Raw genomic sequence first — 15,387 nt, 5'->3', positions numbered from 1 at the left:
TGGGCGTCCGTCAGTACGAATCGTTCCATCCGAAGCTTGAATCATGTTCAAGCCGCGGGTGGAATCCTGAATCTCAACAGGCCTTAGGTCACGGTCGCCTTCTGGACGCAGTCGGTCGGTCACGATCTTCTGCATGGGGTGCTGGACATAGTGATCGTAGAACCTGTCCCAGAACCGCGCCTGCAAGGCGAGTTCCAGATCCACGGGCAGGAGACGGATGGCAGCCGGATATTGCAGGTCCAGATATTCGATGACGATGGTCGATTCCGCCACGATCCGGCCGCGGGCGGTGTCGCACAGCGCCGGCATCTTGCCCATTGGCCAGACGGCCTTGAACCGCGCCGCCGACGCCTCATCCATAAGGTCGACTATGACCGGCTCGAAAGGCGTTTCCTTCTCATAAAGCGCGATCAGCGCCTTGTGACAGAAGGAAGCCAAAGGGTGATAGTAGTATTCCAGGTTCATCGCGTCAGTCTCCCGTTCGTTCTCGCGCCGATGTCGCTAACCGTATGTCTGAAATACGCCGTCCTTGTAGCCGGCGCCGAAATAGACGTTGACCGCCTTCAGCCGGCTGCCCTCGAAGCTCAGCATTTCCATGTTGCGGAACATCCGGCCGTCGCGGGTCAGGCAGCGGTAGAGAACGATCACATCGTCGCCGTCCTCGACGACTTTCTCCAGCACATGCTCCCGGATGATTTCCCTGTTCGGCCAGCACCGGTCGAAATATGCCGCCCTGTCAATGGCGTCGTCATAGAGCATGTCCCGCTCAAACGGAATCGTTTGAGCGAAAGGCACATGCTCCAACATATTGATCTGGCGCGCATATCTTTGCTTCAAACGTTTCCGTTTGAAGCGAACGCGCGCTAGGGGCTGGTGAACGTGAAATCCTCGGCAAGGAGTTCTTCGACGATCCTGCGATCCTTGGTCCGATAGGCTTCGAAGAGACTGCGGACAGCCTTTCTTCTGTCGAGGTGCGACATGGGACATCTCCTCCTTTCGCGCTTGAGGCGGCACAGCCGCCCATTCAGCCGGCGCCTGCCGCCAGCTCATCCGCCAGCGCCTCGAGCAGTTCGCCGCAGCCCTCCTCGCGCTGCTGGGTTCGGCTCGCCGGCCTCAATCTGCTTGCATTATGCAACCGATTGCAAGGTATGTTGAATGATGCGATTATGCAACCGGTTTTTCAGAGGATTGTACATGAACGCCGAACTTCGCTCAGGATGTCCGATCAATCTGTCGCTGGAGGTCTTCGGCGACAAATGGAGCCTGTTGATCCTGCGCGACATGATCTTTGGCGGGAAGCGGCATTTCCGCGAGTTGCTCCGCTCCGAGGAGAGGATCTCCTCCAACATCCTCGCCGACCGGCTGAAGCGGCTGCTCGAGGCGGGCATGCTGACCAGGGCGGACGATCCGACACATCGGCAAAAGGCGATCTACAGCCTGACGGAGATGGCCATTTGCACCGTGCCGATCATGGCGCATCTGGGAGCATGGGGACGCAAATGGCTGCCCGTCAGCGAAGAACTGTCGATCCGGGCCCAATTGCTTGAGGAAGGCGGACCGGCCATGTGGGCAAAATTCATGGAGGAACTGCGTGCCGAGCATCTGGGCTCGGGCCCGCCCACTGCCTCACCGTCCGTCCGGGCGACACTTCGGGCCGCCTTCGAAGACGTGATGCAGCGCAAATACGGAAAGACGACAGCGTGATCCATGGGTCGCTGCGGTGCCGGCTACCGCACATCGCCCGAAGCCCGTGACATGCCTGCCGGCCATCCTGACTTCGATGGGTGTGCCGCATATGCAACCAAGCATTGGCCGATCGGGGGAAGCCTGCAATGGAACAGTATTACGCGGTCGCCATGGCAATCGGCTGTTGCCCGGCGGTCACTCCATTCTTCACGCTCGACGCCTACCGGTCTCCATATGTGATGGAGCAGGCCATTGTGTCGCTCATTTCACAGGCTGCAACAGCGGCCTGAACAAGGAGTACCGCCAATGAGCGATCACAAGTTCGATCAAAGCGTATCCGTTTTCGTCGGTCTCGGCTTTCCGCGCGAGATCAATACCGTGTTTGACGCATACGATCTGCTGCTCGAATGGAATGGCATTCCCGACGTCGATTACCACGCGGCCCTGCACGCGTGCGGCAGGGCCCTGAACGCAGGCGGTGCCGTTCGCGATGCCCATGAGGCATTCATCCGTTTTGCCAGGAACAGGGGCATTCTTTCGGAAGATGCTCTCGACCGGGCCGCCGAGAATGTTCTTCAGGATTGGCTGGTGGCATGATCCGGCCGAACCGCCGCTCCCTTGGCAACGATCCGGATCCCGTCAAATCCGTAAAATCGACTGGAGCGGGCGATGGACCCACCTGGAGCCGCTAGGGTAGGCATTCACGTTCTGTGTGGGGGAGATGGGGTTGTTGCGCGTATCGTCGTTCAGCGACAGTCCTCCCCGCATTGCACGCCAAAGGTTCTCACCCTAACCTGTCCAGGAGGTCCGCAAGGGAGGACAGCCTGATGATTGTGAGCGGCTTCGAAGCCGAAGAAGGCGTCGTGCGCGCAGAAGTGGCGGTGACGCAAGGGATGACGCTTGAATTGACTGCGGATCCTGAGAATTTGCGCTCTTCAGCCAGGATGGAACACGCATACGCTGACTGAACGATGCGATGAGCGTTGATGCTGTGCCGCCGTGCGCATGTTGTCGTAAATCTCGCGCCGGGAACCCCGCCCAGAACCCGGAAGGCGTGGTTGTGGGCATCGAATAGCATCTCGTGCATCTGCAGCGGATAGGCTCGCACATTGAAAGCGCGGCTGTAGCTGAGCTTGAAGTGCGCAACCTGCAGCTTGGTCCGCTCGCCGCTGATGGCCGCCCAGTCTCCGACCAGTCGAACTGGAAAGCTCCTCCGGGCTCGAACGCGAACGGCACGAAGGTGCCGCGCCCGCTCGGTCGCATCTGTCGCTATAGCGTGTCCCGCTCAAACGGAATCGTTTGAGCGAAAGGTACATGCTCCAACATATTGATCTGGCGCGCATATCTTTGCTTCAAACGTAAACGTTTGAAGCGAACGCGCGCTAGCGATCCGCTTTCCGGACCCGCGCAAAGGCGGCAACGCGCCCATACGAGACCTCATAGCCAAGGCTCATCAGGTCCCCATGCAACTGCTTGATCGTGCGCCTCTGCTTGCGCGGCCTGTTCGCTTCCGTTCGCCGCCAGGCCGACAGCCGTTCCGCATAGGCGTCAAGCTTGCTCGACCGATCTGGAACCTAGCTAGTTTCTGTCCATAACGATAAATCGCTGAAATCATTGGAGGAATCGCGACATTTCCGCGGGAAAAGCCCGGCGGTTTCAGGTACACTTCAGATCAAGCTACTGATTCTAAAGGGAAACCTGCCACCGCCGGAGCCTGACAATGCGCCAAGAACGCACCGTCCAGATGAGCATATTCGATCTTTTCGCCGCGCACGAGATCGGTCGTGAGCTGAAGGCGATGTCGCAGTGGCTGGATGACAATCGCGACCTGCTCGGCTTGGTCGCGCGGGACCTGCGCCGCAGCAACGTCAAGGCCACCGGACGACAAGGACTGCCTGCCGAAGCAGTGCTGCGCTGCGCGCTGCTCAAGCAATACCGGCAACTGAGCTATCAGGAGTTGGCCTTTCATCTGGAGGACTCCGCCTCGTTTCGGGCCTTTGCCCGGCTGCCATGGTCGTGGAGCCCGAAGAAGTCGGTGCTGCAGAAGACGATCAGCGCAATCCGGCCGCAGACCTGGGAGGAGATCAACCGGGCGCTGCTGTCAGGCGCCCGGCAGGAGAAGCTGGAAGACGGCGCCGTCGTGCGGCTGGACAGCACCGTGACTGCGGCACTTATGCATGAACCGAGCGACAGCAGTCTTCTATGGGATGCCGTACGGGTCATGGTACGCCTGCTAAGGCAGGCCGATGCCTTGGCCGGCGGCACCGGCCCGGGGTGGCGCAATCATTGCCGCGCGGCCAAGAAGCGCGCCCGTAAGATCCAGTTCACACGCGGTCGGCCCAATCGTGTCCAGCTCTACCGTGATCTGATCGCGATCACTCGCACGACCTTGGCCTATCTGGAGCAGGCGAGCGAGCACTTTGCCGGTACTCCCGATCCGTTCGTCGACCTGTGGCAGGGCCAACTCCGTCACTATCGGCCGCTGATCGAACGCATCATCACCCAGAGCGAGCGGCGCGTGCTGGCCGGCGAGACGGTGCCAGCCAACGAGAAGCTGGTCAGCCTATTCGAGCCGCATGCCGATATCATCGTCAAGGGCAGCCGCGATACCGAATACGGCCATAAGCTCAACCTAACCACCGGCAGGAGCGGCATGATCCTCGATCTGGTGATCGAGACCGGCAATCCGCCCGATAGCGACCGCTTATTGCCGATGCTTGAACGCCACATCGTCCTGTGGGGCCAAGCGCCGCGGCAGGCAGCAGCCGATGGCGGCTTCGCCACGCGCGACAACCTGGCCACGGCAAAGGCCTGGGGTGTTTGCGACATGGCCTTCCACAAGAAGGCCGGCCTCAGGATCGAGGATATGGTCAGAAGCAAGTGGGTCTATCGCAAGCTGCGCAACTTCCGCGCTGGCATCGAAGCCGGGATATCTTGCCTGAAGCGAGCCTACGGCCTGGCGCGCTGCACCTGGCGCGGGCTCAATCACTTCAAAACCTATGTCTGGTCCTCGGTGGTCGCTTACAATCTCGCCCTCTTTGCCCGCCTCAGATCGACCTGACGGTGATCGGGCGACGCTCAGTGACACGCCGGCAAGCGGTCGGCCAATAGCCCATGCCCGCATGACCACAAACCAGCCCTTTCGGCGCCGATCCGCAGCCTTCCTGCAAATATGCGCCGCAACATAATCGGGTTGAGCAGGAAGGCGAGCCTCGTAACACCCGAAAAAACAGCCGTTTATGGACAGAAACTAGCTAGCGCGCGTTCGCTTCAAACGGACCGTTTGAAGCAAAGATATGCGCGCCAGATCAATATGTTGGGGCATGTACCTTTCGCTCAAACGACTCCGTTTGAGCGGGACATGCACCAAATTCAGCCGATCACCGGACAATGCGGCGCGCGGGCAAACAGCACGCTGACGCGATGCCCGCGGGCATGGCCGCGCACCTTGATGGTGCGATGGCCGGCACGCGACACATAGGCGCGCCGCACGCCCATATGCGCCGCCTTGCGCAGCGCACGGCCGCTCGAGCAGTAGGAGCGATCATGGCCGCGCCGGTTCCAGCGGTCGCCACGATGGCCCCGGTGCCAACGGTGTTGACCTCGGTGTCCGCGGTCCCAATGGCGACGGCCGCCGTCATAATAGCCGACATGGCTGCCGCTCGAACCGAACTGGAAATACACGCCGTCGGCCATGGCCGGCGCGGCGGAGGCGCCGATCGCGCCAAGTCCGATCAGGGCGGAAAGGGCGGCGGTCTTGACGAGCTTGAACATTGTCTTCTCCTTGTCGAACATCCTCGTGCAGCGTTTTCGCCGAAGCGATGGCGCAAGAATGCCCGCGCACGCCTGAACCGGCGGCGAACCGCACGTTCAGGCTGCATTCATCTTCGCAAGACAGGAAAACGGCACCGGCGGGCTCAGCCCGAATGGCGCTTCACCCGGGATTCGAGGCGCACCCCGACAGCTGTCATTGCCCGGAGACCTGGGCGATCCAGTGGGAGAGATTGTAGTAGGTGGTCACCCGCGAGATCTTGCCGTCGTCGATCTCGAAGAAGATGCCGGCCGGCAGCGTATAGTTCTGGCCGCTGGCCTCGGGCCGCCCCTCGGCGGTTGCCAGATAGGTGCCGCGCACGGTGAATTCGGCCGCCGCGCGCACGCCGCCCTCGTCCACCATGACGGCAATGTCGGACAGTTCCTCGCGGTAGTAGCGGCCCATCATGCCGATGAACCAGCGGAACTTGTCGATGCCGATCTCGCGTTCGCCCTGGTTTATGTCGTGGACGACCTCCTCGGACAGGCAGCCCAACATCGCCTCATTGTCGCCGGCGTTGAAGGCCGCCAGATAGGTTTCGATCAGTCGTTTCGCATCGGCCTGGCTCATCGGCACCACTCCCGTCTGGCGTCGTCCTGGAGCATCGGAAATGCACCTCGTCGGCCGGCTTGGCAAGTCCTCTATCGCGCATCGGCCCGCCCGGCCTACGGCTCGCCTTCCAGAATATGGTCGAAATAGTCCTCGACGGTGTCGAGATCGCTTTCGAGCGCCGAGACGCGGCCGCGCACCGACTGGCCCGCCTCGTGCACGCTGTCGGCGCGGCCCGAAACGAGCGGGTGCCAGTCATAAAGGTCATGGCCTTCAGCCAGCAGCCGGTATGCGCAAGTCGACGGCAGCCAGGTGATCGTGCGCACATTCTCGGGCGTCAGGCGCACGCAGTCCGAGACGAGCTTGAGCCGGTTGTCGTAATCGCGGCAGTGGCACAGGCCGGCATCGAACAGCCGGCAGGCCACGCTCGTCCAGTGGATATCGCCCGTGTCTTCGTCTTCGAGCTTCGACAGGCAGCACTTGCCGCAGCCGTCGCAGAGCGATTCCCACTCGGCCGGCGTCATGTCCTCAAGCGTCTTGGTTTTCCAGAACGGCGCATCCATGGCGGGGATGTCGCGCCGAACCGCGCCCCAGTCAAGCCACACTTTCTGTCCAAAGGATCGGCGCCACCCGCACCGGACGGGCTCAACCTCCTCGAGGCGGAACCATCCGGACATTGTCGGGTTCCTTGTCTCGAAGGGACCGCCCAGCAGGGAGTGCAATTCCTTGACCAGACGTCATGCCCCGATCCTCATCAGCACTGTGCTGAGCCTCGCCCTCACCGCGATGCCAGGCGCGGCCGAAACCCGTTTAGGGTCCGCAGCCTCCGGAGCACAGGAAATCCAGCTCGCCCAGAACGACAAGCAGCGGCCGCATCGTCGACAGGCCGAAGAACAGAAGCAGCGCCAGCAACGCGCCGAACAGCAGAAACAGCGCCAGCAGCAGGCCGAGCAGCAGAAACAGCGCCAGCAGCGCGCTGAACAGCAGAAACAGCGCCAGCAGCAGGCCGAACAGCAGAGGCAGCGCCAGCAGCGCGCCGAACAGCAAAAGCAGCGCCAGCAGCAGGCCGAACAGCAGAAGCAGCGCCAGCAGCGCGCCGAACAGCAAAAGCAGCGCCAGCAGCGGGCCGCACAGCAAAAGCAGGGCCAGCAGCAGGCCGAACAGCAGAAACAGCGCCAGCAACGTGCCGAACAGCAGAAACAGCGCCAGCAGCGCACCGAACAGCAAAAGCAGCGCCAGCAGCGCGCCGCAGAGCAAAAGCAGCGCCAGCAGCAGGCCGAACAGCAGAAACAGCGCCAGCAGCGCACCGAACAGCAGAAACAGCGCCAGCAGCGCGCCGAACAGCAAAAGCAGCGTCAGCAGCGCGCCGAACAGCAAAAGCAGCGCCAGCAGCAGGCCGAACAGCAGAAACAGCGCCAGCAGCGCGCCGAACAGCAAAAGCAGCGTCAGCAGCGTGCCGAACAGCAAATGCAGCGCCAGCAGCGCGCCGAACAGCAAAAGCAGCGCCAGCAGCAGGCCGAACAGCAGAAGCAGCGCCAGCAGCAGCAGGCCGAACAGCAGAAGCAGCGCCGGCAACAGGTCGATGAGCAAAAACAGCGGCCCGACAAGGCAAAACCGACGCAGGCCGAGCGCGGGCCGGCGCGCGATGCAAAAAGACCGTCACGCCAGGCCGCTGGCGGGCCCGTCCGCCCGAAATCGCGTCAAAGACACGAATCCGCAGACCGGGACCAGGTCCGCAACCGGGACGATCGTCAACGGGCGGACAAACGCCGCCAGAATGCGGCACCGGTACTCGACAGCGCAAAGGAACGTGCCGGCAAGGGCGACAATGCAAGGCAGCGTGGCCAACGCGCCCGAGATGCCGAGCGCGCAAGGAAGGCCGAGGCCAACCGGCGCCAGAATACTGCTCGGCCGCCCCGCTCCGATGCCGCGGCACAGGCGGCGCACGCCAGGCCGCAGCGCATCGAGCCGGTCAGGGCCGAACAGGGCCGGCGCATCGAGCGACGCAATTGGCGTCCGGACCGCTGGGAACGCCCGCCCGAAGCCCGTGTCGTGCAATCGTTCGACGACCGCGTCATCATCAACTACCACGACAGGACCTTCATCGAGCACGACGACAGCCCGCGCCTGGCATGGCATGCCCGCGAGACCTACTATGAAGAATTGCCGCGCGGCCGCTATCGCGAGACGGTCGTCCGGTCGGATGGAACGCGGATCGTGACGATCCGCAACCGCTACGGCGACGTGATCCACCGTTCGCGAATCCTGCCCGACGGCCGCGAGATCGTTCTCGTCTATGTCGAGGACGATTACTACGACGAGGTCTACGACTGGCGCGATCCGGGTATGGGCCTGCCGCCGCTCGAACTTCTGATTCCCCTCAGCCAGTACATTCTCAACGCCGGTCAGGTGAACGACCCGAACGTCTATTACGACTTTCTCGGGCAGCCGCCGGTCGAGGAACTCGATCGCATCTATTCCATCGACGAGGTCAGGCGCTCGGCGCGCATCCGCGATACGGTGCCGCGCATCGACCTCGACACAATCACCTTCGAATTCGGCTCCGCCTCGATCAGCGAAAGCGAGATTCCGCGCCTGGAAGTCGTTGCCGAGGCCATGGGAAGACTTCTTGAGGAGAATCCGGGCGAGACCTTCATGATCGAAGGCCACACCGATGCCGTCGGATCCGACATGGCCAATCTTGCCCTTTCGGACCGCCGCGCGGAAAGCGTTGCGATGGCGTTGACCAATGTCTTCGCCATCCCGCCCGAAAATCTGGTGACCCAGGGCTACGGCGAAGAGTATCTGAAGATAGATACGGCCGGACGGGAGCGCGAGAACCGCCGCGTCGCCATAAGGCGCATCACGCCACTGGTCGCACCCGTGGCAAGCGCCGAGTGATCGCTCCAGCCGTGCCCTTCCCCCGGCTGCCGATTGCTGCTGGGGGCGCCATTGGCGAATTGCGGTGACGCCGCCGCGCCGCGATGCTAATCGTCCCGGCCTAAGGGAGGATTGCGGATGAGGCGCGTGAACGGGGCCACGCCGCTGATGGCGCTCGATGCCGTGGCCGTCGATACCGAGACCACCGGCCTCGACACGGCCGTCGCCCGCATCGTCCAGATCGGCGCCGTGCCGGTCTCGAAGGGCACGATTGACGAAAATGACCGCTTCGAGAGCCTGGTCGATCCGCGCATCGCGATTCCCGCCGCATCGACGGCGATCCATCACATCACCAATGCCATGGTGCGCAATGCGCCGTCCTTTGCCGAGGTTTGGGCCGATTTCACCGCCTATGCGGGCGAGCGCCTCCTGATCGGCTATTCGATCGGCTTCGATCTCGCCGTCATGCAGCGCGAGGCCGAACGGGCCGGCCTGCAATGGTCGAAGCCGCGCACCTTGTGCGTGCGGCTGCTGACCGCCATCGCCAATCCCCACCTGCCCGACCCGTCGCTGGAGACGATCGCCGCCTGGCTCGGCATTGCCATCGAGGGCCGCCACGACGCGCTGGGCGATGCGCGCGCGGCCGCCGATATCTTCCTCGCCTTGATACCGCGACTGAAGGAACGCGGCATCCGCACGCTCGCCGAAGCCGAGCGCGGCTGCCTGCAATTGACCGGGCAACTCGAAAACCACCATCGCGCCGGCTGGTCCGAACCGGTGAGCCGGCCCGGCTCCGGTGTCCTCGGCCAGGTCGACCCGTTCGCCTATCGCCACCGGATCGGCGAACTGATGAGCACGCCGCCGGTGGTGGTTGCCGATAGCCGGACCATGCATGCCGTCATGAAGGTGATGAGCGAACGGCGCATCAGTGCCGTCTTTACCAGCAGCAGCGGCCAAACCGGCGGACGGATCGGCGATTACGGCATCGTGACGGAACGCGACATGATGCGGCGCATCGCGGCGGCGGGAGCCGAAACGCTTTCCCGTCCGGTGGGCGATTTCGCCTCGCACCCGCTGGCCAGCATCCGCGCCGCCGCCTTCGTCTACCGCGCGGTCGGGCGCATGGACCGGCTGAAAATCCGTCATCTCGCCGTGCGCGACGAAGACGACCGGCTGATCGGCATGATCTCGGCACGCGATCTCTTGCGGCTGCGGGCCGGTGCCGCGATCAGCCTCGACGACGAGATCGAGGCCGCGGCCTCGCCTGAGGAGATGGCCGCCGCCTGGGCCACGCTCCCCTCGGTCGCCGATTCGCTCATTGCCGAGAAGATCGAGGCGCGCAGGATCGCCGGCATCGTCAGTGAAGAGCTGCGCTCGCTCACGCGTCGTGCGGCGCAACTCGCCGAGGCGGAGATGGAAGGCGAAGGCCGCGGCGCACCGCCCTGCCCCTACGCCGTCCTCGTGCTCGGTTCGGGCGGGCGCGGCGAAAGCCTGCTGGCCGCCGACCAGGACAATGCCATCGTCTTCGCCGAGGGCGAGCCGGGAGGCGCGGAGGACGTATGGTTCGGCGCTCTCGGCGAAAAGATCGCGTCGATGCTCGACCTAGCCGGCGTGCCCTTGTGCAAGGGCGGCGTCATGGCCAGGAACGCCGAATGGCGCGGGTCGAGCGCGCTTTGGCATGAGCGTATCGACGAATGGGTGCGTCGCTCGCGACCCGAGGATCTGCTCAATGTCGACATCTTCTTCGACCTGATGCCGATTCATGGCGCCGGCGCGCTCGGCCAGGACCTGTTCGCCCATGCCTATGCGGTCGGCGCAGACACGGTCCATTTCGCCAAGATGCTCGGCGAGCGTGTCTCGGCGCGCTCAAGCCCCTTCACCATGCTCGGCGGGCTGCAGAGCGAGGACGGCCGCATCGATCTGAAGATGCACGGCCTGTTTCCCATCGTGGCGGCGGCGCGGGCGCTGGCGATCCGGCACGGCGTCGCCGCCCACTCGACCGCGAAACGCCTCGACGGCCTTATTACGCTCGACATCGGCGCAGACACGGACCTCGAAGACATGCGCACCGGACACGGCTTCCTGCTCGGCCTCATGCTGCGCCAGCAGAGCGAGGATCTGCAGTCCGGCATCGCCGTTTCAAACCGCGTCGCGCTCAGACGCCTTTCGCGCGACGAGCACGCCAGGCTCAAATCCGTACTGCGCCAGGTGCAGAACGTGCCCATGCTTATGCGCGATCTGATGTTCGGCTGAAAACGGGATGGCACGAATGCGCATTCGCGCTATCGACAGGATCGGCGCTTTCTGCTTGGCTCGAAACTGCAACGGAGGGACACCGCAATGGGTATCGAGAGCCTGATTGTTTTCATCATCGTCGGCGCCATTGCCGGCTGGCTGGCCGGCCAGATCGTCAAGGGCTACGGCTTCGGCCTACTGGGCAATATCGTGGTCGGCATTGTCGGCGCCTTCGTCGCCGGGCTGATCCTTCCCGCCATCGGCCTGTCGCTCGGCGGCGGCATTTTGTCGGCAATCATCCACGCCACGATCGGCGCCGTCATCCTGCTGGTGCTCATCAGGCTGGTGAAACAGGCATAGGCGGTTCGCGCCAGCACCGCATCGGGCCAACCATCTTCATTGCGGAACGCCGGTCGATCGGCTGTGCGGCCGTCGCCAGGAAATCGCCTTGTGTACGGCTGCGGCGAAAGGTTTACATTCGCCACTGACGCGCTAGTCTTTTTCCTGATCGACGGGCTGGCTTGTTCCGGCCTACCGCCCGGCGCGGGCTTCAATGAGACCCCGCGACCACAAATCTCCTCAAGTAACGAACGGAATAAATCATGGCCGAAGTCAAAAGCGGCGACACCGTGCGCATTCATTATACCGGCAAGCTTGCCGACGGCACGGAGTTCGACTCCTCCGCCGGCCGCGAACCGCTGGAATTTCAGGTCGGCGCCGGACAGATCATTCCAGGTCTTGATCGCCAGATCGACGGCATGTCCGTCGGCGACAAGCAGACCCTGACGATACCCGCCGACGAGGCCTACGGCCAGCGCGACGACGCCCGCGTGCAGACGCTGCCGCGCTCGACGGTCCCGCCCGATATCGAACTGGCCGTCGGTGCCAGGCTGCAGGCCACCACGAGCGAAGGCGGCACCGTGACGCTGCTCGTCACGGATCTCAATGACGACGAGGTGACGGTCGACGCCAACCACCCGCTTGCGGGCGAGAATCTGGTATTCGACGTCGAGATCGTCGAGATCGTCGGCGGCTAGGGCATATATGTCCGGCTCAAACGGAATTGTTTGAGCGAAAGGTACATGCTCCAACATATTGATCTGGCGCGCATATCTCTGCTTCAAACGTTTCCGTTTGAAGCGAATGCGCGCTAAATCGCCACGAGCCCTTCGCGCATGGCGGTGGCGATCGCATCGGTCCGGTTGGCCGCGCTCAGCTTGGTCACGATCGAGGCGACGTGAAACTTCGCCGTATGCACCGAGATATCGAGCCGCCGGGCAATCACCTTGTTGGCTGCGCCCTCGGCGAGCAGCGCCAGCACCTCCATCTCGCGCGCACTCAGATGCGGCCGTTCTTCAGCATCGGGCTCCTGCCTTGGCGCGCGGCTGACCGCATAGCCATTGGCCGCCAGCAGCAAGGTGGCAGCGACGATCTCGGCCGGCGCATTGGCCGGCAGCGCGGCGAGCGGGGCATGGAGCGGACCCGGCGCCGTCTCGGCGTCGTCGTCCCGCCCCAGGGCCACGAAGGGCCCATCGCCTGATGAGGCAGGATCGTCCGTCAACAGCGCGTCGGCCTTGGCCTCGATTTCGTCGTCACCCGGGAATCGGACCCCCAATCCGTAATTGAGTTCCAATAGGCCGGCGATCTGTTCGGCCCGCTCCAAGTCTTCAATGCGTATCTGTACAGTCATGTAGCGTTCACCCATCCACTCCGCTCCTGCCGTTCAAGCAAGCGGCTTCGCTCCGATCGTCACGGGGACCTGCTGATCCTCGCCGCCACGAACAATGCCCAGCGTGACGTTCTGGCCGGCACTGTCGGGTCCGAGCCGGCGCATCAGGTCGCGCGGCCCGGTCACCGTCTCGCCGTTCCAGGCAATGATGATGTCGCCGGCAAAAAGCCCCGCCGCTGCGGCAGGCCCCTGCGGATCGGCGTGCATAACCATCACGCCATCGCCGCCGGGGCGGCGCGCCGGATGCAGCACGGCACCCAGAAAGCCGCGCGAAACATGGCCCTTTTCGGCCAGGATCGGCGCGATCCGGTCGATCGTCGCCGCCGGGATGACCAGCGGCCGGCCGCGCGGACCGAACACCAGCATGCCGATCAGCCTCCCGCCGGCGTCGATGACGGGGCCGCCCTCCAGGCGACTGTCGGCGATCATGGCGAGCGAGATGCGCCGGTCGATATGGCCGCCGCGCATCGAGCGCCAGGCTTCGCCGCATTCGGCGACCGTGCCGAGCGCTGCGATCGGTTCGCCTTCGGCGCTGCGTCCGGCGGCAACGGCAAGATTGCATGGCCAGGGGTCCCCGGCGCGGCCGAATGTCGATGGCGTGTCGGAAATCACGGGGCGGATAAGCACAATTCCGGTCGAGGGGTCGCGGCCCAGTATCTCAGCTTTTGCCTTTTCGCCACCGGCGGCCGAGACCTGCAATTCCTCGTCAGGGTCGACCGTCTCCTCCGCACCGACATAAAGACCGTCCTTCCAGTGGAAAGCGCTCGCGCCGGCGCCGCGATGGGTATGAAGTGCTGCGGTCATCGGCGCCGCCGCAGCGGCAAGCTCCGCCATCGCCTTGGAAAACGCCTTGGGGTCAAATGCCGTCATGTCGCTCTCCCTGTTCTCCCCTGGCGCATATGGTTTCGGCCGGGCGGCGTGCCTACTGACCTGAAGGCTAGGATATAGGCGCGGTCGGCCGCATTTTCATGGAAGGGCCGTCAATTCTCCTGACACGCCATTTCGTCCGGCATCAGGCTCGACGGCATGTCTCAATCGTCGCTTTCGGCCGTCAGTCCGAAACGCTCCACCACGCCAGGCTCGATGAGCCCGGCATGCATGGCCAGAAGGATCATTTCGGCGTCGAAGCCCTCGCCCGCGGTCAGGGCGGCTTCTATCCTCGCCTCGACCGCCAGTCCCGGACCGGCTCCGTTCGCCGCCTCGAAGACGTCCCGGCCAAGCGCGCAATAGGCGACCATCGCCGCGGTGAAGGGATAGGCGTGCGGCGGCGGCTCCTCTTCGCCGTGCTCCTTCATGCGGTTGACGATGGTCAGCTTGACGCCTTCCGGCACCAGCGCGGGATGAAGATCGAGCGCGTGAAGCGCGGCGTCGAGTTGGCGCAGATCGCCCGAGCGGCCGAATCTGCCCATGAATCCGAAGGATGATCTGCGCCGCGCCATCTTAGCCTCTGCCCCACGCGATCAGGCTACACCACGCCCGCCAGACCGCAAAGGCGCCAATCAGCGCGGCAGCGCCTCGTCGGCATATTGCGCGGCAAATTCGGCGCTCGGCGCGATCGGCTTGATGATGTCGATCAGCACGCCGTTCGGATCGGCGGTAATGAAATGACGCTGGCCGAAATCCTCGTCGCGCAATTCCAGATGGATCGGCAGGCCGGCACCGCGAAACCGCTCATATATGGCGTCGACATCCTCGACCTCGAAATTGAGCAGAAGACCGGCTGCCTTGCCGCGTGCGACGGCGGGAATCGTCGCGTGATCGCCGGCAAGAATGCCGAGATTGACGCCCTCGTCCTCGCTCGACTGGAGATGCGCATACCAGTCGCTCTCGAACAGCGGCCGAAAGCCGAAATGCTCGACATAGAACGCCACGCTTGCCGTCACGTCGTCGGTCATCAGCACGGGATAATAGCTGGTCGCCTTCATGGTCTTCCCTTTCTTCGCAAAAATACATACTGTCTGTATGTTCCGCACATAAACATACAGGCTGCATGCATGCAAGAGAATTCGACACGCCGCTCCAATACCGAGCGCACCCGCGCCACGCGCGCCGGCTTGCTCTCCGCCGCCCGCCAACTGTTCGTCGCCAAGGGTTATGCCGAGACCGGAACGCCGGAAATCGTGGCCGCGGCAAAGGTCACGCGCGGCGCGCTCTATCATCACTTTGCCGACAAGCAGGCCCTCTTCCGGGCCGTCGTCGAGCAGGAATCTGCGGCGGTGGCAGGTGAAATCGAGCAGGCGGCACCGGCCTCCATGCCGCCGCTCGAGGCGCTGATCGCCGGCGGCGCGGCTTTCATACGCGCCATGCGCGTCGACGGGCGCACGCGCCTGCTGCTGCTCGATGGTCCCGCCGTCCTCGGACGCGCGGAGCTCGATCGCATCGACCTCGAAATGGGCGGGCTCGGCAGCCTGCGCGACGGGCTCGCCGCCGCGATGCGGGCGGGCGCCCTGCCCGCCGTTCCGCTCGGCGCGCTCGCCGCGCTGCTGTCGGCCGCCTT

At 63.8% G+C, this 15,387-nt stretch carries 21 protein-coding genes and 1 pseudogene; 10 read left to right on the top strand and 12 right to left on the bottom strand.

What is annotated here, in order from left to right:
- Both GM909_RS25290 and GM909_RS25285 read right to left on the bottom strand, forming a co-directional pair.
- Positions 1 to 465: glutathione S-transferase family protein (locus tag GM909_RS25290; RefSeq protein WP_198174413.1), on the bottom strand; the 465-nt coding region annotated here is incomplete at its 3' end.
- 36 nt (positions 466 to 501) lie between these two features.
- The gene (locus GM909_RS25285) at positions 502 to 759 is read right to left on the bottom strand and encodes a hypothetical protein (RefSeq protein ID WP_157020302.1); all 258 of its coding nucleotides are present in this window, start codon (positions 757 to 759) and stop codon (positions 502 to 504) included.
- 435 nt (positions 760 to 1,194) lie between these two features.
- Between GM909_RS25285 and GM909_RS25280 the strand changes: the two genes are divergently transcribed.
- The 4 genes from GM909_RS25280 to GM909_RS25920 all read left to right on the top strand — a co-directional run bounded on the left by GM909_RS25280 (position 1,195) and on the right by GM909_RS25920 (position 2,654).
- A complete protein-coding gene (locus tag GM909_RS25280) occupies positions 1,195 to 1,704 on the top strand; it encodes a winged helix-turn-helix transcriptional regulator (protein WP_157020301.1) in 510 nt (169 codons plus the stop codon).
- A 128-nt stretch (positions 1,705 to 1,832) separates the two neighbouring features.
- Complete coding sequence (locus GM909_RS25275) at positions 1,833 to 1,976, top strand: hypothetical protein (protein ID WP_157020300.1); 144 nt, start codon at positions 1,833 to 1,835, stop codon at positions 1,974 to 1,976.
- A 16-nt stretch (positions 1,977 to 1,992) separates the two neighbouring features.
- Positions 1,993 to 2,283: a DUF982 domain-containing protein gene (locus GM909_RS25270; protein WP_157020299.1), complete on the top strand. Its 291-nt coding sequence runs from the start codon at positions 1,993 to 1,995 to the stop codon at positions 2,281 to 2,283.
- Positions 2,284 to 2,513: 230 nt separating this feature from the next.
- Positions 2,514 to 2,654, top strand: a complete 141-nt coding sequence (locus GM909_RS25920) for a hypothetical protein (protein ID WP_198174415.1) — start codon at positions 2,514 to 2,516, stop codon at positions 2,652 to 2,654.
- 27 nt (positions 2,655 to 2,681) lie between these two features.
- On the opposite strand, the pseudogene GM909_RS26560 reads toward GM909_RS25920, so the two are convergent.
- A pseudogene (locus GM909_RS26560) lies at positions 2,682 to 3,218 on the bottom strand (hypothetical protein); the annotation flags it as partial.
- Between the two features lie 188 nt (positions 3,219 to 3,406).
- Between GM909_RS26560 and GM909_RS25255 the strand changes: the two are divergent.
- A complete protein-coding gene (locus GM909_RS25255; RefSeq protein ID WP_157020298.1) occupies positions 3,407 to 4,747 on the top strand; it encodes an ISNCY family transposase in 1,341 nt (446 codons plus the stop codon).
- Positions 4,748 to 5,058: 311 nt separating this feature from the next.
- Here GM909_RS25255 and GM909_RS25250 read toward each other — a convergent pair whose 3' ends face one another.
- From GM909_RS25250 to GM909_RS25910, 5 genes are all read right to left on the bottom strand, one after another.
- The gene (locus tag GM909_RS25250; protein ID WP_157020297.1) at positions 5,059 to 5,460 is read right to left on the bottom strand and encodes a hypothetical protein; all 402 of its coding nucleotides are present in this window, start codon (positions 5,458 to 5,460) and stop codon (positions 5,059 to 5,061) included.
- Between the two features lie 193 nt (positions 5,461 to 5,653).
- The gene (locus GM909_RS25245; protein WP_157020296.1) at positions 5,654 to 6,067 is read right to left on the bottom strand and encodes a ketosteroid isomerase-related protein; all 414 of its coding nucleotides are present in this window, start codon (positions 6,065 to 6,067) and stop codon (positions 5,654 to 5,656) included.
- Positions 6,068 to 6,162: 95 nt separating this feature from the next.
- Positions 6,163 to 6,609 carry a YcgN family cysteine cluster protein gene (locus tag GM909_RS25240; RefSeq protein ID WP_157020295.1) on the bottom strand — a complete coding sequence of 149 codons (447 nt, stop codon included), beginning with the start codon at positions 6,607 to 6,609 and terminating at the stop codon, positions 6,163 to 6,165.
- 247 nt (positions 6,610 to 6,856) lie between these two features.
- Positions 6,857 to 7,636: a hypothetical protein gene (locus GM909_RS25915; protein WP_198174412.1), complete on the bottom strand. Its 780-nt coding sequence runs from the start codon at positions 7,634 to 7,636 to the stop codon at positions 6,857 to 6,859.
- 69 nt (positions 7,637 to 7,705) lie between these two features.
- On the bottom strand, positions 7,706 to 8,137 hold the full coding sequence (locus tag GM909_RS25910) for a hypothetical protein (RefSeq protein WP_198174411.1): 432 nt from the start codon (positions 8,135 to 8,137) through the stop codon (positions 7,706 to 7,708).
- Between GM909_RS25910 and GM909_RS25905 the strand changes: the two genes are divergently transcribed.
- The 4 genes from GM909_RS25905 (at position 8,099) to GM909_RS25220 (ending at position 12,198) form a co-directional block, all read left to right on the top strand.
- Entirely contained in the window at positions 8,099 to 8,947 is an 849-nt protein-coding gene (locus tag GM909_RS25905; protein ID WP_198174410.1) for an OmpA family protein, read from the top strand. The two genes, GM909_RS25910 and GM909_RS25905, sit on opposite strands and share 39 nt — an antisense overlap.
- Before the next feature lie 117 nt (positions 8,948 to 9,064).
- Positions 9,065 to 11,179: a DUF294 nucleotidyltransferase-like domain-containing protein gene (locus tag GM909_RS25230; protein WP_157020293.1), complete on the top strand. Its 2,115-nt coding sequence runs from the start codon at positions 9,065 to 9,067 to the stop codon at positions 11,177 to 11,179.
- 87 nt (positions 11,180 to 11,266) lie between these two features.
- On the top strand, positions 11,267 to 11,521 hold the full coding sequence (locus GM909_RS25225; protein ID WP_157020292.1) for a GlsB/YeaQ/YmgE family stress response membrane protein: 255 nt from the start codon (positions 11,267 to 11,269) through the stop codon (positions 11,519 to 11,521).
- Positions 11,522 to 11,763: 242 nt separating this feature from the next.
- Positions 11,764 to 12,198, top strand: coding sequence for an FKBP-type peptidyl-prolyl cis-trans isomerase (locus tag GM909_RS25220; RefSeq protein ID WP_157020291.1), 435 nt, complete (start codon positions 11,764 to 11,766; stop codon positions 12,196 to 12,198).
- A 113-nt stretch (positions 12,199 to 12,311) separates the two neighbouring features.
- Here GM909_RS25220 and GM909_RS25215 read toward each other — a convergent pair whose 3' ends face one another.
- From GM909_RS25215 to GM909_RS25200, 4 genes are all read right to left on the bottom strand, one after another.
- On the bottom strand, positions 12,312 to 12,866 hold the full coding sequence (locus GM909_RS25215) for a helix-turn-helix transcriptional regulator (RefSeq protein ID WP_157020290.1): 555 nt from the start codon (positions 12,864 to 12,866) through the stop codon (positions 12,312 to 12,314).
- Between the two features lie 18 nt (positions 12,867 to 12,884).
- Positions 12,885 to 13,760 (bottom strand): S1C family serine protease, encoded by an 876-nt coding sequence (locus GM909_RS25210; RefSeq protein WP_157020289.1) that lies wholly within the window; start codon positions 13,758 to 13,760, stop codon positions 12,885 to 12,887.
- A gap of 161 nt (positions 13,761 to 13,921) precedes the next feature.
- Positions 13,922 to 14,329 carry a hypothetical protein gene (locus tag GM909_RS25205; protein ID WP_157020288.1) on the bottom strand — a complete coding sequence of 136 codons (408 nt, stop codon included), beginning with the start codon at positions 14,327 to 14,329 and terminating at the stop codon, positions 13,922 to 13,924.
- Positions 14,330 to 14,389: 60 nt separating this feature from the next.
- Positions 14,390 to 14,815 (bottom strand): VOC family protein, encoded by a 426-nt coding sequence (locus tag GM909_RS25200; protein ID WP_157020287.1) that lies wholly within the window; start codon positions 14,813 to 14,815, stop codon positions 14,390 to 14,392.
- A 69-nt stretch (positions 14,816 to 14,884) separates the two neighbouring features.
- Between GM909_RS25200 and GM909_RS25195 the strand changes: the two genes are divergently transcribed.
- On the top strand, positions 14,885 to 15,387 hold a 503-nt coding region (locus tag GM909_RS25195), incomplete at its 3' end, for a TetR/AcrR family transcriptional regulator (protein ID WP_157020286.1).

The organism is Mesorhizobium xinjiangense (assembly GCF_009749525.1).
GTDB lineage: Bacteria > Pseudomonadota > Alphaproteobacteria > Rhizobiales > Rhizobiaceae > Mangrovimarina > Mangrovimarina xinjiangensis.
This window is presented reverse-complemented; position numbering and strand designations above follow the sequence as displayed.